The organism is Mannheimia haemolytica, assembly GCF_004342115.1.
Classification (GTDB): Bacteria; Pseudomonadota; Gammaproteobacteria; order Enterobacterales; family Pasteurellaceae; genus Mannheimia; species Mannheimia haemolytica.
In genome coordinates this window covers 20,300-46,516 of sequence record NZ_SMAC01000025.1, presented here as the reverse complement: position 1 = coordinate 46,516, position 26,217 = coordinate 20,300, and the positions used below count along the sequence as shown (strand labels likewise).

The following is a 26,217-nucleotide window of genomic DNA, read 5'->3' as shown; positions in this document are numbered from 1 at the left end:
AAATCATCAAATAATTAAGATTGTTTGATAAAGCGAAAAGCTAAATAAAAACTAGAAAGAGGCATATCGAAAGGTATGCCTCTTTTACTTTTATGTTGATTAAGCTAGCCATATCATTTCATTTGCAAAAATCGGTGAAAAAAGACCGCTTGTAGGCAAGCCCATTGACAAGCGGTCAGATTTTAGGGATTTTTTACAAAACTGTTTATTTGCGAATGAGTTTCTTCTCGACAGTTTCTTGATAGAACGCTACAATAACCGTCTATTTGTATATCTTTTTTATATCCCTAAACCGAGGTTTAAGAATGTCATTTTCAATTGAAACATTAGAAGGCTTAAAACGCCGTGTTACTATTAACGTACCAGCTGATAAAATCGAAGCAGCATACAAAGAACAATTAAAAGGCTATGCGAAAAATGCTCGTGTAGATGGCTTCCGTAAAGGTAAAGTGCCACACTCAATTATCGAACAACGTTTTGGTATTGCAGCCCGTCAAGATGTGTTATCTGATGAAATGCAACGTGCATTCTTTGAAGCCGTCATTGCTGAAAAAATCAACTTGGCAGGTCGCCCTACTTTCACGCCAAACAACTACCAACCAGGTCAAGACTTCAGCTTTACTGCGGAATTTGAAGTATTCCCAGAAGTGGAATTAAAAGGTTTAGAGAATATCGAAGTAGAAAAACCGGTTGTTGAAATCGCAGACGCTGATTTAGACAAAATGGTAGATGTATTACGCAAACAACAAGCGACTTGGTCAGAAAGCCAAGAGGCTGCAAAAGCCGAATCTCGTGTAACTATTGATTTCGTTGGTTCAGTAGATGGTGAAGAATTCGAAGGCGGTAAAGCATCAGACTTCGTGTTATTTATGGGGCAAGGTCGTATGATTCCGGGGTTTGAAGACGGAATCGTAGGTCGTAAAGCGGGTGAGCAATTCGACATTGATGTGACTTTCCCAGAAGAATACCACGCTGAAAACTTAAAAGGCAAAGCAGCGAAATTTGCAATTACCTTGAAAAAAGTAGAAGAGATGGTATTACCGGAATTAACCGAAGAGTTTGTGAAAAAATTCGGTAATGCAAAATCAGTGGAAGAATTACGCGCAGAAATTAAGAAAAATATGCAACGTGAACTTAAAAATGCAGTCACTTCACGTGTGAAAACTCAAGTAATCAACGGCTTAATTGCTCAAAATGATGTTGAAGTGCCGGCTGCTGCGGTTGAAGAAGAAATCAACGTATTACGCCAACAAGCGGTGCAACGTTTTGGTGGTAAGCCTGAAATGGCAGCTCAATTACCGGCTGAATTATTTGAAGCAGAAGCTAAACGCCGTGTTCAAGTGGGCTTATTATTATCTTCAATCATCGGTTCTAACGAATTAAAAGTAGATGAAAAACGTGTTGAAGAGATGATCGCAGATATCGCTTCAGCTTACGAACAACCGGCTGAAGTGGTTGCTCACTATGCGAAAAACCGTCAATTAACTGAAAATATCCGCAATGTGGTATTAGAAGAGCAAGCGGTTGATGCAGTGCTAGCGAAAGCGAAAGTGACTGAAAAAACAATGTCATTTGACGAAGTAATGTCACAACAAGCTCAATAATTTCCTTATAAGGTGGGCTTTTGCTCACCTTTTATTACTTTTACAAGCGGTTAAATTTAGTGATAAATTTGCATCAAAACGACCGCTTATTTTTTGATGTTAAGGAAATTGAATTATGGAACAACTAACTTTTGCTCAACAATTAGAGCAATTTTTTGCCAATCATACCTTGATGGTGTTTGCTTGGGTTGCATTATTGATTGCGGTAATTTTTAGCTTTTATAAAAGTGCAACGCAAAAATATAAAATTGTCGATAACGCACAGGCTACACAGCTGATTAATAAAGAAGAGGCAGTAGTGGTTGATTTACGTTCTGATGAAGAGTTCCGTGCCGGTCATATTATTGATAGCATTCACGTGTTACCGTCAGACATTAAAGCAGCTAAAATCAATCAGATTGATAAATACAAAGCTCGCCCGGTAATTGTAGTAGATACTAATGGCTTCACTTCAGGTGGTGTTGCGGCAGATCTTGCTAAACAAGGCTTTAGCAGAGTTTATGTATTAAAAGAAGGGATTGGCGGCTGGCGTGCAGCAAGCCTACCAACTATTAAAAAACATAAATAATCTATTATTAAGGAAATTTTATGTCAGAAGAAAATCAAGTTGCATCAACAGAAGAAGCTACACAAACCCCTTTTGAGCTTCAAATTCAACGCATTTATGTAAAAGATGTTTCATTTGAAGCACCAAATTTACCGACTATTTTCCAACAAGAGTGGAAACCACAATTAGGCTTTGAGTTAGATACTGAAACCAAAGAAATTGGTGAAGATTTATACGAAGTTACCTTACACATTACGGTGCAAACTACGTTAGAAGACAGCAATGATGTCGCTTTCATTTGTGAAGTAAAACAAGCAGGTGTGTTTACTATTAAAGGTTTAGAAGGCATTCAACTTGCTCACTGCTTAGCTTCACAATGTCCGAATGTGCTTTATCCTTATGCTCGTGAGCTAATCTCAAGCCTTGTGAATCGTGGTACATTCCCGGCATTAAATCTCTCACCGGTAAACTTTGATGCGTTATTTATGGATTATCTCCAACGCCAAGAAGAAAGTGCAGAAGAGCCGGCTTTAGCGAACTAAGCATTTTAGATAGAAAATAGGTATGCAAGGCATACCTATTTTTTTACAAGCGGTTATTTTTTCTACTATTTTTTGCAATTTTCTAAATAAGCCGAACAGAGGAAATATGAGTGAAATCTATTCTGCCCCAATCACGGTATTAGGTGCAGGTTCTTATGGAACAGCTTTAGCCATTGCCCTTTCTCGAAATGGTCACAAAACCTATTTATGGGGGCATAATCCCGACAAAATGGCCGTTTTGGCATCAGAGCGAATGAACCAAGATTTTCTGCCTGATATTGTATTCCCGGAAGCCTTAGAAATTGTCGCAGATCTTGCTACAGCGGTACAAAAATCGAAAGATCTGCTGATTGTGGTGCCAAGTCATGTATTCTCTGAAGTATTGGCTCAAATCAAGCCTTTTTTGTCCCAAGATCACCGTATAATGTGGGCAACCAAAGGGCTGGAGCGAGATACCGGGCGTTTGTTGCAAACGGTAGCTAAGGAAATTTTGGGGGAAATTTACCCGCTTGCGGTGCTTTCCGGTCCGACTTTTGCCAAAGAACTGGCGGCAGGCTTGCCAACAGCGATTTCGCTTGCCTCAACTGATCCTGTTTTTGCCGATCAAATGCAAAAACGGATTCACTGTTCCAAAGCGTTCCGAGTTTACCTCAACAATGATATTATCGGTGTGCAACTCGGTGGGGCTATTAAAAATGTGATTGCAATTGGTGCCGGTATTTCAGACGGAATGGGATTCGGGGCGAATGCTCGTACCGCCTTGATTACTCGAGGGCTGGCGGAGATTAGCCGTTTGGGTGTTTCGCTCGGGGCTGATCCGAAAACCTTTACCGGAATGGCGGGGCTTGGAGATTTAGTGCTGACGTGTACCGATAACCAATCCCGAAACCGCCGATTTGGTTTGGCGTTAGGGCAAGGAAAATCGGCAGAAGTCGCGATAGCGGAAATCGGTCAAGTGGTAGAAGGATTTTATAATACCAAAGAAGCCTATTTGCTCGCTCAAACACAGGGCGTTGAAATGCCGATTGTAGAACAAATTTACCAAATGTTATTTTGTGGCAAACAGGCTTCGGATGTGGTGAAAACCTTGTTGGGGCGTGAACGAAAAGGCGAATAAAGAAAGGAGAATAAAATGCAGCAGAGTGAAATTAATCAGATTTGGCAAGCAATTCGAGATGAAGCCAAAGAGCTGGCGAATTGTGAACCTATGTTAGCAAGTTTTTTCCACGCTACCATTTTAAAACACCATAATCTAGGCGATGCGTTAAGTTATATTTTGGCGAATAAGTTAGAAAACCCGATTATGCCGGCAATCGCCTTAAAAGAAATTATTGAGGAAGCTTATCGAGCAGAGCCACAAATTATTGCTAGTGCAGCTTGTGATATTAATGCGGTCAGAACTAGAGATCCTGCGGTGGACAAATGGAGTACACCTCTGCTGTACTTAAAAGGCTTCCACGCTTTACAAAGCTATCGGGTGACGCATTATCTTTGGAATCAAGGCAGGAAAGCATTAGCGGTTTATTTACAAAATGAAATTTCTGTTGCCTTTGATGTGGATATTCATCCTGCGGCAAAGGTCGGTTGCGGAATTATGTTTGACCACGCCACCGGTATTGTGGTGGGTGAAACCTCTGTGATCGAAAATGATGTCTCGATTTTACAAGGTGTAACACTAGGCGGTACAGGGAAAGAAAATGGCGACCGCCACCCGAAAATCCGTGAAGGCGTGATGATTGGAGCCGGTGCAAAAATTCTCGGTAATATTGAAATCGGACGCTATTCTAAAATCGGGGCAAATTCAGTGGTGCTACAACCTGTGCCTGATCACGCCACAGCAGCAGGTGTACCGGCTCGCATTATCGGCAAATCCTCTGAACAAAAACCGGCTTTTGATATGAATCAATACTTTGAAGATGAGCAAGGTTTGTTTGGTGATGGGATTTAGGTAAGAGTTATTCCTTTAATTTATGATTTAGACATTGCTAAGTACAAGTTGCAATTAACCTTTATTCAAATGTTTTGCCCGCTCTTAAGCGGGCTTACTATTTTCACTATTTGCTATGTATTTCCTATCGTTGTAATTGAATGCTTATTTTGTCATCAATTAATGCTAGAATTCGCCAAATTCTATTTTTTGGATGATAAATATATGAAACCAGCCTCTTTTAAACTCTCTTTAATTTCTGCATTCGTAGGGCTGTCATTGGCACAGCTTAGTTATAGTTCTACGGTTCGTGGTGATATAGATTACCAATATTTCCGAGATCTTGCGGAAAATAAAGGAAAATTTTATGTCGGAGCGAAAAATGTTGAAATATTTAATAAGCAAGGTGACAAGATAGGTATTGCTTTAGAAAATATTCCAATGATTGACTTCTCTGTGATTACACGAGGAGGAGGTTATGCAACCCTGACTAAACCACAATATATTGTGAGTGTAGAGCACAACAGAGGCTATCGAACAGTGCAGTTTGGTGATTCTGGTAGTGAAAACCCAGATAATCACCATTTTAATTATCAATTGGTTTCACGCAATGATTATGATCCAAAAGGGAGTAAAGCCATTCAGGGATTTACGCATAATGACTATCAAACGCCTCGTTTGCATAAACTAGTAACAGAAACAGCACCAGCAGAGCAATCCCAAGAGAAAAATTATGATCTGTATCGTGATGCAAGTATTTTTCCAATGTTTATTCGTGCAGGTTCAGGTACACAATACATTTTAGCTGAAAAGAATGCTGTAAAGGAAAAACTTGCGGATCCGTATGCTTACCTAATTGGTGGAACCACATTAAAGTTAACGAGCAATAATGCTAATACCTTTGTTTTTAAAGGCAATGTATTTGATGATAGTTACAGCCCTCTTAGCTCTCATCCACAGCAAGGTGATAGTGGAAAGACTTTCACTTGGACTGCACTTGGAAATAGTAGCAGGATTACGGGGGCCACGGCTGAATTAGTAGTTGATTTAGCTGATACCTCATTGCCTGACCCAACAACAGGTAAGCCACATAAGCCATCTTTACACCATGGGAAAACGCTTAAAATTTCCGGAGATGGCAATACCCTTAATTTAGCTAATAATATTAATCAGGGAGCCGGAGCGCTATATTTTTCAGGTAATGCGGTTGTAACCGGTGCTAATGAAATGACAACGTGGCTTGGGGCTGGGATATCTGTAGATAAAAATAAGAATGTAGAATGGCAAGTTCATAATCCGGTGGGAGATAGATTATCTAAAATTGGAGAAGGAACGCTAACTGTTTCTGGTAAAGGCAAGAATTTAGGATCAATTAGTGTTGGAGATGGCACAGTGATTCTTAACCAACAAGCGGGCGAAAATGGTGAAAAATCGGCATTTAGTGAAGTTGGGATCGTTAGTGGACGACCAACAGTAATCTTAAATAGCGCTGATCAAGTAGATCCTAACAGTATTTATTTTGGTTATCGTGGCGGTCGTTTAGATTTAAACGGTAACAGCTTAACATTTAATCGGATCCAGAATGTCGATGATGGAGCGAGAATTGTTAATAATAATGCAGGTACTGCTGCGAATATTTCCTTAGTAGGCCAAGTATTTACAGCTAATGATGTTCGTACAATTAATTTTGGAGAAGGCTATAATGCTGATCTGTTTCGTAGCCAAGGCGCCTATTTTGTGCTTGAGAACAATGCGTGGAAGTTTATAAGTTGGAATCATGATGATGCTAAAAAGTATGTCGTTGAAAAGAAAAATAAAGCACTAGAAAATCAACTTTATGCTTACAATGGCTATTTTGGCGAATCTGACTCAAGCAGAGAGAACGGAAAGTTAAACATTCACTTCAAGCCTATTAATGCAGGGGGGAAGCTCCTTTTAACTGGAGGTACCACACTAGATGGGATTTTGTCAGCAGAGAATGATGCTGAAATTATTTTATCCGGTCGCCCGATTCCATATGCACGCCAAGTTCTTGATGAAAATAAAAAAACAATTAATAAGGAAATTATAAAAGAAGGTGAATGGATTAATCGAACCTTTAGCGCAACAACCTTTCAAGCTAAGGATAATGGGAAAATTGAAGTTAGCCGTAATGTAGTTGAAGTAAACGGTAATTTTAATTTGAGTGACAATGCAACAGCTCAAGTTGGTTTCACACAGGGGAAATCTCAATCATGTGTTCGTTAGGATCGTACCGGCATAGCAAGTTGTAATTTATCTGTGTTATCTGATAAGGATTTACATAGTTGGCAACGCACTACAGTCAATAGTGATATTAAATTAACTCAGAATGCACGTTTTGAATTAGGTAGTAAGGCTGATCTTATTGGGACAATTGAAAGCAATGGCGATAGCCAAATAAACTTGCGAAATGGTTCTAGCTGGGTAATGACAGGAAACAGCAATGTCAATAAATTGAATGTAGATAATGCGACAATCACCTTAGACAATAATGTGGGTGAGCCAAATACTTTAAATATTAATAGCCTTAGCGGAAGTGGGGTTATTAACTTTATCACTTACTTTGCTCAAACAATAAGTGATTTGATAAATGTAGAGCATGCAAGCGGTGCTTTTAAGGCAAAAATTTCCCAAATTGGCACACCCACTACGCAAAGGGGCGTTTTATGATCTTCTATAAATACATTAATTTGAAGAAGGCTAGCCACCTCAATTTTAAGGTGGCTAAATATATTGATGAACAAGGGAAATCAAGAAAGATGTATTTAATGACCCAAGACGGCTTTACGCTTTTAGTGATGGGCTTTACCCACAAATGAACCGCACTTTTGCCCTAAATAAAATCGCCGTTGAGCGGTGTAAGCAGGATTTCCCCGACTGCTACCACTTTAAAAAGCTGATGGCGGAGGAATGCACCGAACTCGCCGACCGTTTGAAAATGGGGCTTGTACTGATGGCGGAATTAAAAACAACAAGCACCCTAACAAGCGACCAAAACCGCCATTTTAAAGCGTTCAGAAATGGGGCTAAGTATTTAATCAAACAGCTTGAATAAACGGCTATACACGTTGCCAACGTGGACAAGGGCGAATTTGAGCCGACACCATATAACCCGATTAAACAAGCGGAGGGAAATCCGCCCACACTTGGAGCAGTTTAAAACGTTGCTCTAGGCGTTCGCCTCTATCATAGGCGGCTTTGATTCGGTCGCTGTTTAAATGCGATAAGGCAACCTCGATTAAATCGCTATTGTAGCCTTTCTCATTAAGATAAGTGGAGGCGATGGCCCGCAAGCCGTGAGCCACTAATTTGCCCTTGTAGCCCATTCGTTTGATCGCACCGTTGGCGGTTTGAGTATTGACGTGCGTTTGTGGGTTCTTCACGCTAGGGAATAAATACGTTTTACCGCCACTTAGCTTTTTAATCTCTCGCAAAAGTGCGATTGCTTGGCGTGAGAGTGTGATTTTATGCTCAATGCCTCGCTTCATATTTTCCGCCGGTATCGTCCACAGTTTGGCTTTTTCGTCTATATCCGCCCATTTTGCCTTAGCCGCTTCATTCGGGCGGGTCATTGTGAGTAACTGCCACAGAATTAAATAGCGTGTCTGTAAATGAATTTGGGCGTTTTGTAAGGTGTATAAAAACTCGCCTAAATCTTCCGGCTTAATGGTTTTGAAATGTTCAACCGTTGGGCTATCAAACTCTTTCGCAATATTGGCGGTAGGGTTAAACGGTATCATTTCACGGTGTACGGCAAACATCATAATTTCATTATGTTTTTGAATTGCCCGTTTTAACTTCTCTAGTTTGCCCTCGTCTTGGTATTGCTTGAATGCCTTGATTGCCATTGGTGCGGTTATTTGTGTGATAGGCATTCTTCCAAAGTGCGGCAAGAGGTTATTTTTAATTAAGGCGATTACATCTTTTTGGTAGTTGTCTGAAAAATTCTTCTTGGTCTTGCGGTGTTCCAGCCACGCCCACGCTACATTTTCATAAGTGTTGCTGATTTCGTTGGCCTTTGCCTGTTCCTGTTGTTGGCGGTGGGTTTGAGGGTCGATATTTTGAGCCAATAATGCCCTATATTCTTCTCTAATTTCTCTCGCTTGTGCTAAAGAAATATCAGGGTAAGCCCCAATGCTTAAATCATTCCGCTTTTTTGTGAACGGTCTTTCATACCTAAACCGCCACAATTTAGAATTTGAGGTAATAACAAGTAGTAAGCCGTTACCGTCTCTTAATGGGCTGTCTTCCGGTTTCGCTTTTCTTATTTGGGTATCGTTTAACGGTGTGATTTTTCTAGCCATAGTAAACCTTTAGGAGTATAAAGCCTAAATCTTAGGAGTACGAATTTTTGGGGGTATTTCGGCGTACTCCTAAATATACTCCTAAAATCTTCGGATTTGATTGTATCGTATAGGTACGCAACGGACAATAAAAAAGCCTTGAAACATTGATTTTCAAGGCTTTTTAGGTATCGGTTGAACCGTATAGGATTATAATTTGGTGGAGCTGGGGGGATTTGAACCCCCGTCCGAAATTTCTCTACCTTCAGTACTACATGTTTAGTCTAGTCTTTAATTTCGCTTATTCACAGCGGACAGACACGCAATGAATAAACTAGCTTTATTTAATTTAGTGTTTCGATCCTAAAGCGGCGGCGTCCACACGATCTCGTTTTGGGTGACTTATCTTTGCCCTCGTCTTACGAGCGGAAGCTGAGGAGATAAGGCTTTAAAGCAGGTTATTAAGCTGCTAAAGCGTATTGTTCGTCGTTTGCGACTATTATTTTGCGGTTTGTTTACGAGGCCTACCGCACCTCGACATGCACCTTGGGCTTCGCCAATCCCGTCGAATCCAAAATCAGCCCCAAAAGTAGCGGTATTCTAAAGGAAAGCGGTCGAATTTGCAAAAAGTTTTGCAAGTGGCGGAACTTAGCGGTATTGAATAGCTCGAAATAAAATCATACAAATCCCACACCAGATAGATTTAACGATGTTATAATGTAAACCTTGCTGAGAGTGAAGAGAAATAGAATGAAAAAATTTAACGAGAACGAGATTGAAGATGCTGAAATTATAGATGCCGAGCCGATTGATGTTGATGAGATAGACGAAGAAGAAACATCGGTAGAAGCAATGCATCCGGCTTTGGTTTCCGGCTCAATGCCTGTGCCGCAGGGCAATTTGGATAGCTACATCCGAATGGCAAATCAGTATCCGATTCTCACCGCCGAGCAAGAAAAAGAACTGGCGGAGCGTTATTATTATGATGAAGACGTTGAGGCGGCAAAACAGCTGATCCTTTCCCATATGCGGTTTGTGATCCATATTGCTCGTGGCTATTTGGGCTATGGTTTACCGCTGGCAGATCTGATCCAAGAGGGTAATATCGGCTTGATGAAAGCGGTAAAACGGTTTGACCCGAATGTCGGCGTGCGGTTGGTTTCTTTTGCGGTTCATTGGGTGAAAGCGGAAATTCACGAATATGTGCTGAAAAACTGGCGAATTGTGAAAGTGGCAACCACCAAAGCTCAACGTAAATTATTCTTTAATTTACGCAAAAATAAAAACCGCTTGGCGTGGTTTAATGAAGAAGAGATCAAAAAAGTTGCCGATGATTTAGGGGTTTCAGTGGAAGAAGTACGAGAAATGGAATCTCGAATGACCGGACAAGATTTAGGTTTTGATCTGCCTGCCGGTGATGACGATGAAGACAGCTACGCTCCTTCTATGTATATTGAAGATAGCAGCTCCAATTTCGCCGATGACTTGGAAGACGAACAACATAATGGGCAGGCAACCGCTCAACTTGCCTATGCGTTAGCCACCCTTGATGAACGTAGCCAAGACATCATCAAAACCCGCTGGTTAGATGACAATAAAGCCACACTGCAAGATTTAGCCGATAAATATAACATCTCGGCAGAGCGGGTAAGACAGCTTGAAAATGCCGCATTGAAGAAAATCAAGGAAGCGATTTCATTAGACGGCTAGAAATGCCTACAAGCGGTGATTTTTTTACTCGCTACGCTCGCACTTCGTGCCGTCGGCAGAGCCAACGTTCAAACGCAAGCGTTTGTGCAAAATTTTACGCAAAAAGCACCGCTTGTATTTTGACTAAAAATGAGGATACTATGATTAACATTACCGATAAACAAATTGACCCAACTTTCTACCAGCGAGCAGACGGCTTTATTAACGTTGCCAACGCTCATTTAAAAAACATTGCCCCAAACCAAGTCAGCAATGCGATGTTGTTTGGTTGTGCCAGATTTAACGCCTATGTTGCGGCAAGCAAGGCGGAATATAAACAGCAGTTGGCCGATTCCAGAGAAGAAGTTATTCAATATTTTGTGGAGCAATACAAAGAAATGCTCACTGCAAATTTAGATGAATATATCCAAAACTTCGAGCGATATATTGAAGGGAAAAAGGCGGATTAACCGCCTTTGTTTTGTGGTCAAACTTGTTTTACAAAATCACTTAAAACTTGATTAATTCTACTTTGCCAACCTTTACCTGAAGCTCTAAAGGCTTCAAGAACGCTTTTATCAAGACGTAACGAAACCAATTCTTTCTTTGAACCAGCTGGTCTGCCACGTTTTTTCATTGCAATTGAAAACTCTGATGGCGTAACCGGGCGTTCATCGTCATCTTTTCCGTCCCAAATAAAATCTTGGCTTGCCGGAATAGCTTGAATAGCCATAAGTAGCTGTTTTTTCTCTAAATTTTTATTATTCAAAGTATTGTTGTAAGTATTCATAATATGCCTCTCTTTCTGCTTTAGATGCTCGCCGAAAGCTAATTACTCTGATGTAATCTTCCCTTTCTGTATATGCAAGTGATAATACGAGTAAACGTCCAAATGAATATGCAAAAGATTGTATTCTAAATTCATTGTTACGAATAACTTCAACATCAAATCGATAGGGCGATGAGAGAACTTCATCTGCATCGGCAAAATCTAATCCGTGCTTGGCTAAATTGATTTTGCGTTTAGTTTCGTCCCAAGTATAAATTTTCATAATTATTGTATATACATAAAATAAATCTAACAAGAACTAAATTTAATTTAGCAAACAGTAATTTGAAAATCAGATTAGAAATACATTTTTTCGATGCAGATCGCAAAAATAAAATGAAATTTAACTGCTTGAAGAGTCTACTGAGCCATTTTCCCCGCTACCGTAAAAAAACCATCTGCGGTTTTAAAAATTTCACCGAATCCTTGAGCCTCCAAAATTTGGTCGGAGACTTCACGAAACGCCCCTTCACCACCGGCTTTTTGCAATACCCAATCTGCTTTTTCTTTGATGTAATCGAGGGCGTTACGGGTTGCAATCGCAATGCCACACACTTCAAAAGCCGGTAAATCTAAGGTGTCATCACCAATGTAAGCCGTTTGCTCAGGGGTAACACCGGCTTGCTGCATTAGCTCAAAGCAGGCGGAGCGTTTTTCCATTTTGCCTAACAAAGCGAGATCAATTTTCAGCACCTCTAACCGTTTGCGGAGCAAAGCCGTATCGCCGCCCGAGAGTACTGCCACTTTAATGCCACAACTTTGTAACATCTTAACGCCTAAACCATCGTGAACGTGGAAACGTTTCATTACTTCGCCTTGGTCGGTGTAGTACATTCCGCCATCGGTTAGCACGCCGTCCACATCGGTAATCACTAATTTAATCTTGGTGAGATCTAACATTTTTTTGCCTCAAATATGGTATGATTTTGCCATTATAGCTTTTTTACCTCCGTTTACCAAAGGAACCGAAATGTCGATTGCCGAGAATTTATCGCAAATCCATCAACAAATTCAGCAAATTTCCCAACAACACCAACGTGATGACGTACGGCTACTTGCCGTCTCGAAAACCAAGCCGGTAGAAGCCATTCAAGAGGCGATAGAGGGCGGTCAGCGTGCATTTGGTGAGAATTATGTGCAGGAAGCGATCGAAAAAATCGAATGTTTTGCAAATCGTTCAGACTTGGAATGGCACTTTATTGGTCCGTTACAATCGAATAAAACCAAGTTAGTTGCAGCTCATTTTGATTGGATTCAAACGGTGGATAGGCTCAAAATTGCCGAGCGTTTAAGCGAACAACGCCCGATAGGAAAAGCACCGCTTAATGTATTGATTCAAATTAATATCAGCGATGAAGCCTCAAAATCAGGCATTGAGCCGGACGAAATGTTATCTTTAGCCCAAGCGATTTCTCAATTACCGAATTTGAAATTACGTGGTTTAATGGCAATCCCAAAACCGGAAAGTGAGCCGGAGCAACAAAAAATCGCTTTTTGCAAAATGCAGCAACTTTTTCACCGCTTGCAAGCAGAATTTGAGGGCATTGACACCCTTTCAATGGGAATGTCTGACGATATGCAAGCCGCCATTGAATGTGGTTCTACAATGGTGAGAATAGGCACGGCGATTTTTGGGGCGAGGGATTATCGCTAAAATTTATCGGCATAACAAAGGAATGAATCTGGCAAGTAGTCTTAAATTGTAAAATTTTTGCAAATTTAGACCGCTTGTTTTGTAGCCAAATTCTGAAAAACTCTGTATAATTCGACCTCCAATTTCTAGACTCTCGCCGGTTTTGATGGGCGAGAGTTTTTATTTTCACTCAATAAAAAAAGATATTCCAATGCAAAATGTAGATATTAATAAATTGCGTAACATTGCAATTATTGCTCACGTTGACCACGGTAAAACAACGCTGGTTGATAAACTTTTACAACAATCCGGCACCTTTGGTGACACCCGAGGCGACGTGGACGAGCGTGTGATGGACTCCAACGATTTGGAAAAAGAGCGTGGTATTACCATTCTTGCAAAAAATACGGCAATTAACTGGAATGGTTATCACATCAATATCGTAGATACCCCAGGGCACGCTGACTTCGGTGGTGAGGTTGAGCGTGTACTTTCAATGGTAGATTCGGTGCTTTTAGTGGTAGATGCCTTTGACGGCCCGATGCCACAAACCCGTTTCGTTACCCAAAAAGCCTTTGCTCACGGCTTAAAGCCAATCGTAGTTATTAACAAAGTGGACCGCCCTGGCGCTCGTCCTGACTGGGTGGTTGATCAAGTGTTCGATCTCTTCGTAAATTTAGGTGCAACAGACGAGCAATTAGATTTCCCTATCATTTACGCTTCTGCGTTAAACGGCGTGGCTGGTTTAGAACACGAAGAGTTGGCAGAAGATATGACCCCGCTTTATGAAGCGATTGTGAAGCACGTTCAGCCGCCACAAGTGGAATTAGAGGCTCCGTTCCAAATGCAAATCTCGCAATTAGACTATAACAACTATGTAGGCGTTATCGGTATCGGTCGTATCAAACGTGGTTCGGTAAAACCTAACCAAGCGGTAACGGTAGTAGGCAGCGATGGCAAAACCCGCCAAGGTCGTATCGGTCAAGTATTAGGGCATTTAGGTTTACAACGCTTTGAAGCAACTGAAGCCTTCGCAGGCGATATCGTGGCAATTACAGGTTTAGGTGAATTAAATATTTCAGATACGATTTGTGATATTAATGCGGTGGAAGCGTTACCTGCATTAAGCGTAGATGAGCCAACGGTAACCATGTTCTTCTGTGTAAACACCTCGCCATTCTGTGGTCAAGAAGGTAAATTTGTAACTTCTCGCCAAATTCTTGAGCGTTTAAACAAAGAATTAGTCCACAACGTAGCACTTCGTGTGGAAGAAACACCCAACCCAGACGAATTCCGTGTGTCAGGTCGTGGCGAATTACACTTATCGGTATTAATCGAAAATATGCGTCGTGAAGGTTACGAGTTAGCAGTGTCTCGCCCGAAAGTAATCTACCGTGAAGAAGACGGCAAAAAACAAGAGCCGTTTGAGCAAGTGACGATTGATATCGAAGAGCAACACCAAGGTTCAGTGATGGAAGCACTTGGTATCCGTAAAGGTGAAGTGCGTGATATGATTCCGGACGGCAAAGGACGCACTCGCTTAGAATATGTGATTCCAAGCCGTGGCTTAATCGGCTTCCGTAACGAATTTATGACGATGACCTCAGGTACAGGTTTACTTTACTCAACATTCAGTCATTATGATGACGTAAAACCGGGCGAAATCGGCCAGCGTAAAAACGGTGTGTTAATTTCTAACGCAACGGGTAAGGCATTAGCATACGCATTATTTGGCTTACAAGAGCGTGGAAAATTAATGATCGACCACGGTGTTGATGTATATGAAGGGCAAATTATCGGGATTCACAGCCGTTCAAACGATTTAACCGTAAACTGCTTACAGGGTAAGAAATTAACCAATATGCGTGCATCAGGTAAAGACGATGCCATCGTTTTAACCACACCGGTGCGTTTCACTCTAGAACAAGCGTTAGAGTTTATTGACGATGACGAATTAGTGGAAGTAACACCACAATCAGTGCGTATTCGTAAACGTTTATTAACTGAAAACGACCGGAAACGTGCAAGCCGTACTACAACCAGTACCAGCACGCACTAACTGATAAAAAAGAGCGACTGAGGTCGCTCTTTTGGTTTTAAATTCTCCCTACAAATATAACGCCATTACCACCGCATTTTCTTTGCTACCGTTTGGCGTGGGGTAATAGTTTTTGCGGGTGGTAACTTCATTAAAACCGAGTGAATCGTAGAGTTTTCTGGCAGAATGGTTGGATTCTCGCACTTCCAACCACAGGGTGGTGAGTTTCCGTTGTTGCAGTTGCAAAATTAATTCGGAAAGTAACCGCTTGCCAATGCCTTTGCCTTGAAAATCAGGAGCAACTGCAATGTTAAATAAGGTTGCTTCATCTAGCACGATATGACTAATGGCAAAAGCCACAATTTTGTTTTGCTCTACCACTTTTAAATTCAGGTATTTTTCACCCTGATTATTTAATAACGTCCCCTTTGACCACGGCACTAAATGGGCTTGTTGCTCAATTTCAAATAACTGCTCGAAATCTTCCGCTTGAATTTGCTCAATCACGCTGTTCTCCAAATTGTGCCGAAAAAGTATCAATTTGTTGCCAAAGTTGGCGTTTGGTCGTAGATTTGGCTAAATCTTGCCAAGACTCGTTTTTCCAAGCGGTCTGATTAGTAAAACTTTTTGCCATTTTGACCGCTTGTTCTTCCGCTTGAATCAGCCAAAAGATCGGCGAATGCTCAAACACCAAACGTTGTGATTGTTCGCCAGTCAGCCATTGATATTCGCTGTTTTTTAACTTTAAAGCACGCAGAATATCGGCAAAGAGCCGGCTGTGTTGGTGATCTTCCTCACACACTACCACCAATTTTACCGCATTGTTTAGGCGGATTTGAGCATCGCCTTTTAGCACTTGGGGATTGGTTAGCACCCATTGCGAAATACCCATTTCCTGTAACAGTAAATCACGACGATTCATTTAAAACCTCATCAAATTTTGCAAATAGTATCAAAACTCCGCTTGAACAGAAACTTTTTTCAAAAAATTCAAGATTTCTGTACTTAAATTCGGTATATTCACGCTAATTTTTTAGATAAGGTAAGAAAATGCTCTCTTTAGAAAGCGAAGTACTTGAACGCCATTTGGCGTTATTTGAAAACAAGTCGGTGTTATTATTTGGCGATGTGCGAGATGATTTTGCCCGCCAGCTGCAATCTCGTGCGGAAAAGGTTGCGGTATTCAGTAGCTATTTTGATTACGCACGCCACCATAGTGAGGTTGAATTTGGCTTAGAATGTGGTTTGAGTGCCGAGTTAGCGGTGTTTTATTGGACGAAGAACAAGCAGGAATGCCAATTCCAACTGCTACAATGGCTGTCGCAATGCCAAGCAGGGCAAGAAATGTTGATTATCGGCGAAAACCGAGCTGGTGTTCGTTCGGTAGAAAAATTGCTCGAACCGTTCGGCAGTATTGCCAAAATCGACTCTGCACGCCGTTGTGGTTTATACCATTTTGAGCTACAGACCGTGCCGACATTCGATTGCAAAAAATTCTGGAAATCCTACCGCTTGCAAGACTTAGATGTGTTCGCTCTACCAGCGGTTTTTAGCTCGGCGGAGCTGGATAACGGCACCAAATTATTGCTTTCAACCTTCGACAAAGCAGACAGGCTAAAAGGCAAAGTGTTAGATTTAGGCTGTGGGGCTGGCGTGATTGGGGCAACGCTCAAACAACAATTTCCGAAAATCAAACTGACGATGAGCGATATTCACGCAATGGCGTTGGAATCCGGCAGACGTACTTTGGCGGAAAATCAGTTAGAGGGGGAAGTGGTAGCAAGTGATGTGTTCTCTCACATTAATGAACGGTTTGATTTAATTGTCTCCAACCCACCATTCCACGACGGGGTCGATACCGCCTACCGAGCGGTGGAGGAGTTGATTTTCCAAGCTAAAAATCACCTAACCAAAGGCGGTGAGCTGCGAATTGTCGCAAACGCATTCTTGCCTTACCCAGATTTGCTCGATAAAGCCTTCGGCAAACACGACGTACTGGCAAAATCCACCAAGTTTAAGGTGTATTCCGCAAGAACATAATAGGCAGAACAAACGGTTATAAAAAAGCCGATATTTGCTTAAAAAAGTGCTTGATATTTCTGCCGGCTTGACGTAAATTCTGTTCATACTGTTTTGGAGTAATGCAATGAATTTAAACTACACTTTACATCACCACCACACTTTAACCTGATATCTTTCGGGCATTTGGTGTGTGCGGAAGATAACTCTTCCGAGCAAGTGTAGCAAATCAATAAAGATCTCTCGGAAGGCAACTTTCGAGAGATTTTTTTATAGATAAAATTTGGGAATAATATGAAAAACCCGATTGAAATTTACCAAAGCCAAGACGGCAAAACCCAAGTTTCCGTGCAGTTTGATAAGGAAACGGTGTGGCTAAGTTTACAGCAAATGGCAGATATTTTTGGACGAGACAAGTCTGTTATTTCTCGGCACTTACGAAATATCTACCAAGAAGGTGAACTGGAGCGTGAGGCAACTGTTGCAAAAAATGCAACAGTTCAAATTGAAGGTGCTAGAGAAGTCGTTCGCCAAGTGGAATTTTATAATCTAGATGCGATTATTTCTGTTGGCTATCGGGTGAATTCCAAAGCTGGCACTCAGTTTCGTATCTGGGCAACCGCTCGCCTAAAAGACTATCTGGTAAAAGGCTATGCCCTTAACGAACGCCGTTTGCAGGAACGAGGTATCGAGTTTGAGCAGGTGATTGGTTTGCTCAGTCAATACACTGGTTGCCTTAGCCTTGTTGGTGGCAGAAAGTTTGCCTGAACAAAAAGAACTGATGATTAAACTGATTGAACACTTTATTTTATTAAAAGCATAACAGGAAAAAATATGAGTATTAATATTTCGCCGTTAGCCTCCAAAAATCTCACTGAATGGAAACTATTGTGGCAACAATATTTAGATTTTTATCAAGTGAATTTAGCAGATGATATTATTCAATCAACTTGGCAGAAAGTTTCAGAGAGTGAAAATGTAAAGGGATTTGGGGCTTTTGTTGATAACAGAATGGTTGGTTTTGTTCATATTGTGATTCACCCAAATACTTGGAATTTAACTGAATGCTGTTATTTGGAAGATTTATTTGTTTTAGCTGAATATCGCAACCAAGGCATAGGAAAAGAATTAATTGAATATATTTATCGATATGCACAGGAAAAAGGATATAACCGAGTATATTGGGTAACAGATAAAAACAATCATCAAGCACAACAGCTTTATAATAAATTAGCTAATGATAGCGGTATTATTCAATATCGAAAAAATTTCTAAACTATGTATAAATTATACAGGAACACAATATGACAATTTCACAACTTTCCCGTAAAAACATTCAAGCTCTCACCCCTTACCAATCGGCACGGCGTTTGGGGGGTAGTGGCGATGTGTGGCTGAATGCCAATGAATATGCCCTTTCGCCAAACTTTGATTTAACCGACCGCACTTTTAACCGCTACCCTGAACCTCAACCGCAGGCGGTGATTGAAGGTTACGCCCGATATGCAGGCGTTGCACCTGAAAACGTGCTGGTTTCCCGTGGGGGCGATGAGAGCATTGAGCTGATTATCCGAGCCTTTTGCGAGGCAAACGACAGCATTCTCTACTGCCCACCAACCTACGGAATGTACGCCGTGAGTGCCGACACCTGTGGCATTGCGACCAAAACTGTGCCTTTAACCGCCGATTTCCAGTTGGATTTAGCCCAAATCAAAGCTAACCTCGAGGGCGTGAAAGTGGTGTTTGTGTGCAGCCCGAACAACCCGACAGGCAACTTAATCAAGCGGTCGGATTTGTTCGAACTTTTGCAAATCACCGCAGGCAAAGCGATTGTGGTGGTGGACGAAGCCTACATCGAATTTTGCCCTGAAGCGAGCTTGGTAAGCGAGCTGGCGAATTTCCCACATTTGGCGATTATCCGCACCCTATCCAAAGCCTTTGCCTTGGCGGGTTTGCGTTGTGGCTTTACCTTGGCAAACGCTGAGCTGATCGGCGTGTTACAAAAAGTGATTGCCCCGTATCCGCTACCTGTGCCTGTTTCCGACATCGCCGCCCAAGCCCTCTCCCCACAAGGCATTGAGCAGATGAAAACCCGTGTAGCGGAAGTCATCACCCTGCGTGCCGAATTGCAAAAAAATCTGGAAAACTTACCGCTTGTAGAACAAGTTTTTGACAGCGAAGCCAACTACCTCCTATTCAAATGCCAAGACGGACAAAAAGTCTTCAAAGCACTTTGGGAGCAAGGCATTATTTTGCGTGACCAACACAAAGCGTTAGGATTGCAAAATTGCATTCGGATTACGGTGGGGGCGAGAGAGGAGAATTTGAGGGTGGTTGAGGCGATTACAGCACTGAGCCAATTTCAGAGATAGAATTTAACGAGCAGTATTTTAAGAGACATTTATAGCCTAGCACGGCATAGCCGTACTAGGTTACGCATAAGTCAGTCCCTTTGGGACTGAATACAGAGAGGCAAAGTCTCTCACTAATGCTTAACCCCATACGCCTTGGCGTGTGGGGAGAGTAATGAATAAGATACAGGAGAAACCAATGCAACCCACCCTTTTTATCGACCGTGACGGCACGTTAATTGATGAGCCAAAAACCGATTTTCAAATCGACAGCTTGGAAAAGCTGAAATTCGAGAAAAACGTGATTCCTGCCCTGCTCAAACTCAAGGGCAAATACCGCTTTGTGATGGTTACGAACCAAGACGGCTTAGGCACGAGTTCGTTCCCACAGGCAGATTTCGACAAACCGCACAATGCAATGATGGCGTTGTTCAACTCGCAAGGGATTGAATTTGATGATGTGCTGATTTGTCCACACAAGCCCGAAGACGGTTGCGATTGCCGCAAACCGCACACCAAACTGCTACAAAAATATATCGACCGCCAACTGTTCGACCCAGCCAACAGCTTTGTGATTGGCGACCGTGCTACCGATGTGCAACTGGCGGAAAACCTTGGCATTCGGGCGTTGCAATATCACCCTGAAAAACTGAACTGGGATTTGATTGCTGAAAAACTACTGGGCGAAGCCGTCACCAACATTGGCGAGCGACCAAAGCGCTTTGCCGAAGTTATCCGTAAAACCAAAGAGACCGACATCAAAGTGCAAGTGTGGCTGGACGAAACAGGCAACAACGAAATCAGCACCGGCGTGGGCTTTTTCGACCATATGCTTGACCAAATTGCCACCCACGGCGGTTTTAGAATGAACATCACCACCAAAGGCGACTTGTGGATTGACGAACATCACACGGTGGAAGACACCGCCCTCGCCCTCGGCACCGCATTAAAACAAGCGATTGGCGACAAACGCGGCATCGCCCGTTTCGGCTTCGTGTTGCCGATGGACGAAAGCCGTGCGGAATGTGCGATGGACTTATCAGGCAGACCTTTCATCAAGTTCAAAGCGGATTTCAAACGCGACAAAGTGGGCGATTTCAGCACCGAGCTCACCGAACACTTCTTCCAATCCATCGCCTTCACGATGCTCGCCACCCTGCACATCAAGGCAAAAGGCGACAACGACCACCACAAAATCGAAAGCCTGTTCAAAGTCTTCGGCAGAACACTCAGACAGTGCATTCGTATTGAAGGGAATGAACTACCAAGCAGTAAAGGTGTATTATAATCACCGTAGGGGCGGGTTTTAACCCGCCCGAAAGTGCGGTTGAAATTTGCAAAGTTTTTGGGGATTTTGACCGCTTGTTATAAAGGATATATTGATGATTAGAGAAGTTATTGACTTTATAAAGAATAATAAATGGTATGTTCTGTTAGTTGTATTGTTATTAGGATTATATTTTTATCAGTTTCACGGGGGATTATCCTCAGATAGTGAAAAATGGGATCATTTTGGTAGCTATATTGGTGGTATATTTTCTGCTGTTACTTTATTGAGTGTTTTGCATGGAATGCAGTTGGAACGTAAAAGATTTAAGGAGCAAAAAGAAGAATTTGAAAATGACAAAAGAGTATTAGAAAAGAGAAGAAGAAAAGAAGATTTTGAGCGTACATTTTTTATGATGTTAGAGCAGCATAATCTTAAAATTTCATCAATAGAAGGTAATATTGATAATGTTTATGATATGCTAATTACAGCATATAGATTTGAAAATGCTAGGATTTATTGTGAGGTAGGAAGATTAAATAAAGAATATGCGAATATAAATTCCTACTTTCTTAATTTATATAGAATGCTTAGATTTATTTATAACAATAAAGAGTTAAATGTAAATAATGAATATTCTGGTTTGCTTAGGAGTTTTTTGTCAAAAAAACTTTTGGTTATTTTAGCCTTTCATCTTTGTGATAGAGATAATTCATATGATGATTTTATAGGTTATATAAATGAATTTAGTTTTTTAGAACATATAGATTTAGTCTACTTAGAGTCTTTAATGCTTTCTAAGTCAATAGATAACATTTATAAAAATATTTTAGATCTGATGTTTATGAATGAAGTAAATTTAGATGACTTAATTTCCAAGTTGAATCCTTCTAGGAATGGAGCTGTAATTATATTGCATGAAACAAGAACTCCAGAGTTATTGGAATGTTATAAATCTATTTTAAGTGTAAAACTAAAAGGTGAGCAACTAGATATAGATTTACTAAATAATAATTTTAAATCTGATTTTTTCTTTAATAGTTTATTTTTGGCAATTATCAAAAGATTCGATAAGAAAGCTTTTGAAGGAAACAGATATATTGAGTCAATTTTACTTCACTATAAGAAATACTTAACTCAGGAAACTAAATGACCAACCTCACCATCATCGACACAGGCTGTGCCAACCTGTCTTCGGTCAAATTTGCTTTTGACCGTCTTGGCATTCGGGCTGAGATCTCGCGAGATCTCAACAAAATCCAATCTGCCGATAAATTGCTACTCCCCGGTGTGGGAACAGCAGCGGCGGCGATGGCGATCTTGCACGATCGCCGACTTATCGACACCATTCGCAACGCCACCCAGCCGATGCTTGGCATCTGCTTAGGAATGCAGTTAATGACGGAATTTTCCCACGAAGGCGATGTGGCAACACTGAACTTAATGAGTGGCAAAACCGAACGCTTGCCTGAATGCGGTTTGCCGTTGCCGCATATGGGCTGGAACAAGGTGCAATACCAAGCCGACCATCCGCTATTTCACGACATTGAGCAAGGCAATCATTTCTATTTTGTGCATAGCTACGGTGTGCTACCGAATGAGAACACCATCGCCACCTGCGACTACGGCGTGCCGTTTTCCGCTGCCATTGCCAGCCAAAACTTCTACGGCGTACAGTTCCACCCCGAGCGTTCGGGCGAGGCTGGGGCGAAGTTGCTCAGGAATTTTGTGGAGAATGTCTGATTTTGTGATCTCGATCGAAAAGTTTGAAAATAGGGCTTGATTTCTCGCTTTATTTCGACAAAATTACTGTTAATTTAACCAGTGAAAGAAGGTGAGAAATGAACGAAATTAAACTATTTGAAAACAGCCAAATCCGCTCGGTGTGGGATAGCGAAAAAGAAGAGTGGTTTTTCTCGGTGGTGGACATTATCGAGGTGCTGACGCAAAGTAGCAATCCACGCCGTTATTGGAGTGATTTAAAGCGGAAAATCAAGGACGAAGAGGGCGGAATTGAACTGTACGAAAAAATCGTACAGTTGAAATTAAAAGCCCCAGACGGAAAAATGCGGGAAACCGATGCCACGGATTTACAAGGCATTTTCCGTATTATTCAGTCTGTGCCAAGCCCGAAAGCCGAGCCGTTGAAAATGTGGCTGGCAGAGGTAGGCAAAGAGCGGATTGATGAGATTATCGATCCTGAATTGACCATTGACCGAGCTTTGGCTACTTACTTGAAAAAGGGATATTCCCGTGAGTGGATTAACCAACGCTTGCAAGCCATTCAGGTGCGAAAAGAACTGACGGATACTTGGCAAGATCACGGTGTGCAAGCGGGCAGAGAATTTGCGATTCTCACCAATGAAATCACACAGGCGTGGAGCGGTATGACTACTCGCCAATATAAGGATTTCAAAGGGCTGAAAAAGGAAAGTCTGCGAGACAATATGACGACCACCGAGTTGGTGCTGAATATGCTTGCTGAGGCTGCCACCAAAGACATCGCTCAAATCAGCCACCCACAGGGCTTGGAAGAAAATAAAACCGTTGCCAAACGGGGCGGAAATGTTGCAAAAGTGGCTCGGGAAAGTTTGGAGGCAGAGACCGGCAAACCGGTGATTACGCAACAAAATGCGATTGATTTCGCTGCGGTGATTGAACAAGTGGCGAAACAGGTGAAGAAATAAGTGCGGTCGGTTTTTTGCAAGTTTTTGGAAGAATTTGACCGCTTGTACCCCATACGAGCCGTATGGGGCTAGATAAACCAAGCTACTCCGTAGCTTAGAGAGGCAGTCGCAGCGCGACTGGGATTATTCAGCCTAGCACGGCTCGTGCTAGGCACACAGGAACAATAATATGCAAAAATCCATCATTATCCCCGCCCTCGACCTTATCGATGGGCAAGTAGTTCGCCTGCATCAGGGCGATTATGCGAAACAGACGACTTATGCCGATGACCCGATTGCCCAATTTGCCGACTACTTGGCACAAGGGGCGGAGCAGTTACATTTGGTCGATCTTACAGGGGCGAAAAATCCGGCTCAAAGACAGACCGCACTTATCGGCAAAATTATTCGTGAAACCCACTGCAAAATTCAAGTGGGCGGCGGTATCCGCACCGAGCAGGATGTGGCGGATTTACTTGCTGTTGGAGCAAACCGTGTGGTGATTGGTTCGACTGCGGTGAAAGAGCGTGAAACGGTTAAAGGCTGGTTCAAAAAGTACGGTGCGGAGAAATTTGTGCTGGCACTGGATGTGAACATTGATGCAATCGGTCAAAAAATCATTGCGATTAGCGGCTGGCAAGAGGCAAGTGGTGTGTCGCTCGAGGAGTTGATTGAAGATTATCAAACCGTGGGCTTGCAACACGTTTTATGCACCGATATTTCACGAGACGGCACACTGGCAGGTTCAAATGTGGATCTCTATCGAGAAATCTGTGCCAAATACCCAGATATTCAATTTCAGTCCTCAGGCGGTATCGGCTCACTTGCAGATATTGCTGCTTTAAAAGGCACGGGCGTGGCTGGCGTAATTGTCGGTCGTGCGTTGTTGGAAGGTAAATTTAATGTAGCGGAGGCAATCGAATGTTGGCAAAACGGATAATTCCTTGTTTAGACGTGCGTGACGGGCAAGTTGTGAAAGGCGTGCAGTTCCGCAATCACGAAATCATCGGCGACATTGTGCCACTCGCCCAGCGTTATGCCCAAGAGGGGGCGGATGAGTTGGTGTTTTACGATATTACCGCCTCAAGTGACGGCAGAACGGTGGATAAAAGCTGGGTGGAACGTGTGGCACAGGTGATTGATATTCCGTTCTGTGTGGCAGGCGGAATCAAAACCATTGCCGATGCGGAGCAGATTTTCGCTTTCGGAGCGGACAAAATCTCCATCAATTCCCCAGCCCTTGCCAACCCCGAGCTGATTACCGAACTGGCAAAGCGCTTTGGCGTGCAGGCGGTGGTGGTTGGTATTGATAGCTGGTTTGAGGCAGAAACCGGCAAATATTGGGTCAATCAATATACCGGCGATGAAAAACGCACCCGCCAAACCGAATGGCAATTGTTGGATTGGGTGGAGGAAGTGCAAAAGCGAGGAGCAGGCGAAATCGTGCTGAATATGATGAACCAAGACGGCGTACGCAACGGCTACGATTTGGTGCAACTGAAAAAAGTGCGTGAAGTTTGCCAAGTCCCACTCATCGCCTCAGGCGGTGCAGGCGAAATGGTGCATTTCCGTGATGCTTTTATTGAGGCAAATGTGGATGGTGCGTTGGCAGCGAGTGTGTTTCATAAACAAATTATCAATATTGGGGAGTTGAAGGAATATTTGGCGAAGGAAGGGGTTGAGGTGCGTAGATGATTAAGATTACTGCCTTAGATCATCTGGTTTTAACCGTTGCCGATATGCAAAAAACCATTGATTTTTATACGACCATTTTGGGTATGCAAGAAATCGCCTTTGGCGATAATCGCAAAGCGCTTTTGTTTGGCACACAGAAAATCAACCTCCACCAAAAAGGTGCAGAAATCCTACCCAATGCCCAAAATGCCGATTGTGGCACGGCAGATTTATGCCTCTTAACGGTAACTCCACTTCAGGAGGTTATCTATGTGTTACAGCGACATCAGGTGGAGATTTTGGAAGGTGGGATTGTGCCTCGTACGGGGGCAGTGGGAAAAATTGAGTCGGTTTATTGCCGTGACCCTGATGGTAATTTGATTGAAATAAGCCGATATGTCTAAACAAGCGGTCAAAAAAGGAAGAAAAAATGCAAAATAAAATAGACTGGCAAAAAGTGGACGGCTTACTGCCCGTTATCGTCCAAAACGCCCAAACCTGCGAAGTACTGATGTTAGGATATATGAACCAACAAGCCCTCGAAAAAACGCTGGCTGAAAAGCGAGTGACTTTTTACTCCCGTACTAAACAACGGCTGTGGACGAAAGGCGAAACCTCGGGCAATTTCCTAAACGTGGTGGATATGAGTTTGGATTGTGATAACGACACCCTGTTAATCCTCGCTAACCCTATCGGCGAAACCTGCCATACGGGGGCGGAGAGCTGTTTTCATCAGTTTGAACAAGAACAACCAGATTGGATCTTTTTCAGCAAATTAGAACGAATGATAGCCGAACGTAAAAATGCTGATCCGGAAAGTTCTTATACCGCTAAACTTTACGCCAAAGGCACGCCAAAAATCGTCCAAAAAGTAGGGGAAGAGGCAGTAGAAAGCGTGATTGCGGCAATGAAAAATGATCGGGAAGAGTTGGTCGGTGAAGTGGCTGATCTGATGTATCACTTAACGGTGTTATTGCACAATGCCGATCTCTCGTGGGCAGAGATCAATGCTAAACTAAAAGAACGCCACAAAGGGATTGGGTTACACCCAGAAGGCTCAAATAAGTAAAATGCAAGCGGTCAAATTTCACCGTTTTTTTACAAATTGCAAAAAAGACAAGAAACTT

Annotated in this window: 29 protein-coding genes, 1 other RNA gene, 2 pseudogenes and 1 other annotated feature; of the genes and pseudogenes, 25 read left to right on the top strand and 7 right to left on the bottom strand. The window is 42.3% G+C overall.

The genetic code is table 11. The annotated features are described in order from the left end of the window. Positions 1-305 precede the first annotated feature (305 nt). From tig to EDC41_RS09820, 9 genes and pseudogenes are all read left to right on the top strand, one after another. Complete coding sequence (gene tig, locus EDC41_RS09860; RefSeq protein WP_006250884.1) at positions 306-1,604, top strand: trigger factor; 1,299 nt, start codon at positions 306-308, stop codon at positions 1,602-1,604. A gap of 115 nt (positions 1,605-1,719) precedes the next feature. Continuing rightward, on the top strand, positions 1,720-2,172 hold the full coding sequence (locus EDC41_RS09855) for a rhodanese-like domain-containing protein (RefSeq protein WP_006250885.1): 453 nt from the start codon (positions 1,720-1,722) through the stop codon (positions 2,170-2,172). A 20-nt stretch (positions 2,173-2,192) separates the two neighbouring features. Next, positions 2,193-2,693, top strand: coding sequence for a protein-export chaperone SecB (gene secB / locus EDC41_RS09850; RefSeq protein WP_006250294.1), 501 nt, complete (start codon positions 2,193-2,195; stop codon positions 2,691-2,693). 106 nt (positions 2,694-2,799) lie between these two features. Next, the gene (gene gpsA / locus EDC41_RS09845; protein WP_032844688.1) at positions 2,800-3,810 is read left to right on the top strand and encodes an NAD(P)H-dependent glycerol-3-phosphate dehydrogenase; all 1,011 of its coding nucleotides are present in this window, start codon (positions 2,800-2,802) and stop codon (positions 3,808-3,810) included. Between the two features lie 15 nt (positions 3,811-3,825). Continuing rightward, positions 3,826-4,641 carry a serine O-acetyltransferase gene (gene cysE, locus EDC41_RS09840; protein ID WP_006250292.1) on the top strand — a complete coding sequence of 272 codons (816 nt, stop codon included), beginning with the start codon at positions 3,826-3,828 and terminating at the stop codon, positions 4,639-4,641. Positions 4,642-4,710: 69 nt separating this feature from the next. After that, a pseudogene (locus EDC41_RS09835) lies at positions 4,711-7,035 on the top strand (S6 family peptidase); the annotation flags it as partial. 33 nt (positions 7,036-7,068) lie between these two features. Beyond that, positions 7,069-7,311 carry a pertactin-like passenger domain-containing protein gene (locus tag EDC41_RS13910; protein WP_230269128.1) on the top strand — a complete coding sequence of 81 codons (243 nt, stop codon included), beginning with the start codon at positions 7,069-7,071 and terminating at the stop codon, positions 7,309-7,311. Between the two features lie 38 nt (positions 7,312-7,349). Next, a pseudogene (locus tag EDC41_RS09825) lies at positions 7,350-7,457 on the top strand (Rha family transcriptional regulator); the annotation flags it as partial. Beyond that, positions 7,457-7,696 carry a hypothetical protein gene (locus EDC41_RS09820; RefSeq protein WP_006250890.1) on the top strand — a complete coding sequence of 80 codons (240 nt, stop codon included), beginning with the start codon at positions 7,457-7,459 and terminating at the stop codon, positions 7,694-7,696. The pseudogene EDC41_RS09825 and the gene EDC41_RS09820, both read left to right, overlap by 1 nt. Positions 7,697-7,757: 61 nt before the next feature. Here the strand turns inward: EDC41_RS09820 and EDC41_RS09815 are convergent, their stop codons facing one another. After that, positions 7,758-8,945, bottom strand: a complete 1,188-nt coding sequence (locus EDC41_RS09815) for a tyrosine-type recombinase/integrase (RefSeq protein ID WP_006250891.1) — start codon at positions 8,943-8,945, stop codon at positions 7,758-7,760. Between the two features lie 197 nt (positions 8,946-9,142). Then, positions 9,143-9,509: a transfer-messenger RNA gene (gene ssrA, locus EDC41_RS09810) on the bottom strand. 165 nt (positions 9,510-9,674) lie between these two features. On the opposite strand from ssrA, the gene rpoH reads away from it, so the two are divergent. Continuing rightward, on the top strand, positions 9,675-10,634 hold the full coding sequence (gene rpoH, locus EDC41_RS09805; protein WP_006250280.1) for an RNA polymerase sigma factor RpoH: 960 nt from the start codon (positions 9,675-9,677) through the stop codon (positions 10,632-10,634). A 140-nt stretch (positions 10,635-10,774) separates the two neighbouring features. Further along, positions 10,775-11,083, top strand: a complete 309-nt coding sequence (locus EDC41_RS09800; RefSeq protein ID WP_031200775.1) for a DUF3144 domain-containing protein — start codon at positions 10,775-10,777, stop codon at positions 11,081-11,083. A 17-nt stretch (positions 11,084-11,100) separates the two neighbouring features. On the opposite strand, the gene EDC41_RS09795 is transcribed toward EDC41_RS09800, so the two are convergent. The 3 genes from EDC41_RS09795 to EDC41_RS09785 form a co-directional block, all read right to left on the bottom strand. Continuing rightward, positions 11,101-11,403 (bottom strand): BrnA antitoxin family protein, encoded by a 303-nt coding sequence (locus EDC41_RS09795; protein ID WP_006250278.1) that lies wholly within the window; start codon positions 11,401-11,403, stop codon positions 11,101-11,103. Then, complete coding sequence (locus EDC41_RS09790) at positions 11,375-11,665, bottom strand: BrnT family toxin (protein ID WP_006250894.1); 291 nt, start codon at positions 11,663-11,665, stop codon at positions 11,375-11,377. The genes EDC41_RS09795 and EDC41_RS09790 overlap by 29 nt, the downstream gene beginning before the upstream one ends. 137 nt (positions 11,666-11,802) lie before the next feature. Further along, positions 11,803-12,342 carry a KdsC family phosphatase gene (locus EDC41_RS09785; protein WP_006250895.1) on the bottom strand — a complete coding sequence of 180 codons (540 nt, stop codon included), beginning with the start codon at positions 12,340-12,342 and terminating at the stop codon, positions 11,803-11,805. Positions 12,343-12,412: 70 nt separating this feature from the next. Here EDC41_RS09785 and EDC41_RS09780 point away from each other — a divergent pair, with 70 nt between their 5' ends. Continuing rightward, entirely contained in the window at positions 12,413-13,096 is a 684-nt protein-coding gene (locus tag EDC41_RS09780) for a YggS family pyridoxal phosphate-dependent enzyme (RefSeq protein WP_020824262.1), read from the top strand. 190 nt (positions 13,097-13,286) lie between these two features. Further along, the gene (gene typA, locus EDC41_RS09775) at positions 13,287-15,134 is read left to right on the top strand and encodes a translational GTPase TypA (protein ID WP_020824261.1); all 1,848 of its coding nucleotides are present in this window, start codon (positions 13,287-13,289) and stop codon (positions 15,132-15,134) included. Between the two features lie 48 nt (positions 15,135-15,182). Here typA and rimI read toward each other — a convergent pair whose 3' ends face one another. Together rimI and EDC41_RS09765 are read right to left on the bottom strand one after the other, a co-directional pair. Then, positions 15,183-15,620 (bottom strand): ribosomal protein S18-alanine N-acetyltransferase, encoded by a 438-nt coding sequence (rimI, locus tag EDC41_RS09770; RefSeq protein WP_006250273.1) that lies wholly within the window; start codon positions 15,618-15,620, stop codon positions 15,183-15,185. Then, positions 15,613-16,035 (bottom strand): DNA polymerase III subunit psi, encoded by a 423-nt coding sequence (locus EDC41_RS09765; RefSeq protein WP_006250272.1) that lies wholly within the window; start codon positions 16,033-16,035, stop codon positions 15,613-15,615. Before EDC41_RS09765 ends, rimI begins: the two co-directional genes overlap by 8 nt. A gap of 128 nt (positions 16,036-16,163) precedes the next feature. Here EDC41_RS09765 and rsmC point away from each other — a divergent pair, with 128 nt between their 5' ends. From rsmC to hisIE, 12 genes are all read left to right on the top strand, one after another. Then, positions 16,164-17,153: a 16S rRNA (guanine(1207)-N(2))-methyltransferase RsmC gene (gene rsmC / locus EDC41_RS09760; RefSeq protein WP_006250898.1), complete on the top strand. Its 990-nt coding sequence runs from the start codon at positions 16,164-16,166 to the stop codon at positions 17,151-17,153. 129 nt (positions 17,154-17,282) lie between these two features. Beyond that, positions 17,283-17,405, top strand: a sequence feature (His leader region). A gap of 21 nt (positions 17,406-17,426) precedes the next feature. Further along, positions 17,427-17,900, top strand: coding sequence for a virulence RhuM family protein (locus tag EDC41_RS09755; protein WP_006250899.1), 474 nt, complete (start codon positions 17,427-17,429; stop codon positions 17,898-17,900). 66 nt (positions 17,901-17,966) lie between these two features. Next, positions 17,967-18,407, top strand: coding sequence for a GNAT family N-acetyltransferase (locus tag EDC41_RS09750; protein ID WP_006250269.1), 441 nt, complete (start codon positions 17,967-17,969; stop codon positions 18,405-18,407). A 29-nt stretch (positions 18,408-18,436) separates the two neighbouring features. Further along, entirely contained in the window at positions 18,437-19,504 is a 1,068-nt protein-coding gene (hisC, locus tag EDC41_RS09745; protein WP_006250900.1) for a histidinol-phosphate transaminase, read from the top strand. Positions 19,505-19,682: 178 nt separating this feature from the next. Continuing rightward, the gene (gene hisB / locus EDC41_RS09740; protein WP_006250267.1) at positions 19,683-20,771 is read left to right on the top strand and encodes a bifunctional histidinol-phosphatase/imidazoleglycerol-phosphate dehydratase HisB; all 1,089 of its coding nucleotides are present in this window, start codon (positions 19,683-19,685) and stop codon (positions 20,769-20,771) included. A gap of 94 nt (positions 20,772-20,865) precedes the next feature. Beyond that, positions 20,866-21,903 (top strand): putative phage abortive infection protein, encoded by a 1,038-nt coding sequence (locus EDC41_RS09730; RefSeq protein ID WP_006250901.1) that lies wholly within the window; start codon positions 20,866-20,868, stop codon positions 21,901-21,903. After that, positions 21,900-22,493 carry an imidazole glycerol phosphate synthase subunit HisH gene (gene hisH, locus EDC41_RS09725; RefSeq protein ID WP_006250902.1) on the top strand — a complete coding sequence of 198 codons (594 nt, stop codon included), beginning with the start codon at positions 21,900-21,902 and terminating at the stop codon, positions 22,491-22,493. The genes EDC41_RS09730 and hisH overlap by 4 nt, the downstream gene beginning before the upstream one ends. Before the next feature lie 98 nt (positions 22,494-22,591). Further along, positions 22,592-23,437, top strand: a complete 846-nt coding sequence (locus EDC41_RS09720; protein WP_006250903.1) for a BRO family protein — start codon at positions 22,592-22,594, stop codon at positions 23,435-23,437. 169 nt (positions 23,438-23,606) lie between these two features. Beyond that, a complete protein-coding gene (hisA, locus tag EDC41_RS09715) occupies positions 23,607-24,356 on the top strand; it encodes a 1-(5-phosphoribosyl)-5-[(5-phosphoribosylamino)methylideneamino]imidazole-4-carboxamide isomerase (RefSeq protein WP_006250904.1) in 750 nt (249 codons plus the stop codon). Next, on the top strand, positions 24,338-25,111 hold the full coding sequence (hisF, locus tag EDC41_RS09710; protein WP_006250905.1) for an imidazole glycerol phosphate synthase subunit HisF: 774 nt from the start codon (positions 24,338-24,340) through the stop codon (positions 25,109-25,111). Before hisA ends, hisF begins: the two co-directional genes overlap by 19 nt. Beyond that, complete coding sequence (locus EDC41_RS09705; RefSeq protein WP_006250906.1) at positions 25,108-25,494, top strand: VOC family protein; 387 nt, start codon at positions 25,108-25,110, stop codon at positions 25,492-25,494. Before hisF ends, EDC41_RS09705 begins: the two co-directional genes overlap by 4 nt. Further along, complete coding sequence (gene hisIE, locus EDC41_RS09700) at positions 25,485-26,159, top strand: bifunctional phosphoribosyl-AMP cyclohydrolase/phosphoribosyl-ATP diphosphatase HisIE (protein ID WP_256710722.1); 675 nt, start codon at positions 25,485-25,487, stop codon at positions 26,157-26,159. The genes EDC41_RS09705 and hisIE overlap by 10 nt, the downstream gene beginning before the upstream one ends. Positions 26,160-26,217: the final 58 nt, after the last annotated feature.

What these genes read in the sequence shown, in the direction of transcription:
- rsmC (WP_006250898.1), top strand. Translation starts at nt 16,164, where the DNA reads ATGCTCTCTTTAGAAAGCGAAGTACTTGAACGCCATTTGGCGTTATTT.
- EDC41_RS09730 (WP_006250901.1), top strand. Translation starts at nt 20,866, where the DNA reads ATGATTAGAGAAGTTATTGACTTTATAAAGAATAATAAATGGTATGTT.
- hisB (WP_006250267.1), top strand. Translation starts at nt 19,683, where the DNA reads ATGCAACCCACCCTTTTTATCGACCGTGACGGCACGTTAATTGATGAG.
- EDC41_RS09705 (WP_006250906.1), top strand. Translation starts at nt 25,108, where the DNA reads ATGATTAAGATTACTGCCTTAGATCATCTGGTTTTAACCGTTGCCGAT.
- rpoH (WP_006250280.1), top strand. Translation starts at nt 9,675, where the DNA reads ATGAAAAAATTTAACGAGAACGAGATTGAAGATGCTGAAATTATAGAT.
- gpsA (WP_032844688.1), top strand. Translation starts at nt 2,800, where the DNA reads ATGAGTGAAATCTATTCTGCCCCAATCACGGTATTAGGTGCAGGTTCT.
- EDC41_RS09820 (WP_006250890.1), top strand. Translation starts at nt 7,457, where the DNA reads ATGAACCGCACTTTTGCCCTAAATAAAATCGCCGTTGAGCGGTGTAAG.
- tig (WP_006250884.1), top strand. Translation starts at nt 306, where the DNA reads ATGTCATTTTCAATTGAAACATTAGAAGGCTTAAAACGCCGTGTTACT.
- hisA (WP_006250904.1), top strand. Translation starts at nt 23,607, where the DNA reads ATGCAAAAATCCATCATTATCCCCGCCCTCGACCTTATCGATGGGCAA.
- EDC41_RS09750 (WP_006250269.1), top strand. Translation starts at nt 17,967, where the DNA reads ATGAGTATTAATATTTCGCCGTTAGCCTCCAAAAATCTCACTGAATGG.
- EDC41_RS09765 (WP_006250272.1), bottom strand. Translation starts at nt 16,035, where the DNA reads ATGAATCGTCGTGATTTACTGTTACAGGAAATGGGTATTTCGCAATGG.
- EDC41_RS09755 (WP_006250899.1), top strand. Translation starts at nt 17,427, where the DNA reads ATGAAAAACCCGATTGAAATTTACCAAAGCCAAGACGGCAAAACCCAA.
- EDC41_RS09720 (WP_006250903.1), top strand. Translation starts at nt 22,592, where the DNA reads ATGAACGAAATTAAACTATTTGAAAACAGCCAAATCCGCTCGGTGTGG.
- EDC41_RS09780 (WP_020824262.1), top strand. Translation starts at nt 12,413, where the DNA reads ATGTCGATTGCCGAGAATTTATCGCAAATCCATCAACAAATTCAGCAA.
- hisC (WP_006250900.1), top strand. Translation starts at nt 18,437, where the DNA reads ATGACAATTTCACAACTTTCCCGTAAAAACATTCAAGCTCTCACCCCT.
- hisH (WP_006250902.1), top strand. Translation starts at nt 21,900, where the DNA reads ATGACCAACCTCACCATCATCGACACAGGCTGTGCCAACCTGTCTTCG.
- hisF (WP_006250905.1), top strand. Translation starts at nt 24,338, where the DNA reads ATGTTGGCAAAACGGATAATTCCTTGTTTAGACGTGCGTGACGGGCAA.
- EDC41_RS09815 (WP_006250891.1), bottom strand. Translation starts at nt 8,945, where the DNA reads ATGGCTAGAAAAATCACACCGTTAAACGATACCCAAATAAGAAAAGCG.
- EDC41_RS09800 (WP_031200775.1), top strand. Translation starts at nt 10,775, where the DNA reads ATGATTAACATTACCGATAAACAAATTGACCCAACTTTCTACCAGCGA.
- secB (WP_006250294.1), top strand. Translation starts at nt 2,193, where the DNA reads ATGTCAGAAGAAAATCAAGTTGCATCAACAGAAGAAGCTACACAAACC.
- EDC41_RS09855 (WP_006250885.1), top strand. Translation starts at nt 1,720, where the DNA reads ATGGAACAACTAACTTTTGCTCAACAATTAGAGCAATTTTTTGCCAAT.
- EDC41_RS09785 (WP_006250895.1), bottom strand. Translation starts at nt 12,342, where the DNA reads ATGTTAGATCTCACCAAGATTAAATTAGTGATTACCGATGTGGACGGC.
- EDC41_RS09795 (WP_006250278.1), bottom strand. Translation starts at nt 11,403, where the DNA reads ATGAATACTTACAACAATACTTTGAATAATAAAAATTTAGAGAAAAAA.
- EDC41_RS13910 (WP_230269128.1), top strand. Translation starts at nt 7,069, where the DNA reads ATGACAGGAAACAGCAATGTCAATAAATTGAATGTAGATAATGCGACA.
- cysE (WP_006250292.1), top strand. Translation starts at nt 3,826, where the DNA reads ATGCAGCAGAGTGAAATTAATCAGATTTGGCAAGCAATTCGAGATGAA.
- EDC41_RS09790 (WP_006250894.1), bottom strand. Translation starts at nt 11,665, where the DNA reads ATGAAAATTTATACTTGGGACGAAACTAAACGCAAAATCAATTTAGCC.
- typA (WP_020824261.1), top strand. Translation starts at nt 13,287, where the DNA reads ATGCAAAATGTAGATATTAATAAATTGCGTAACATTGCAATTATTGCT.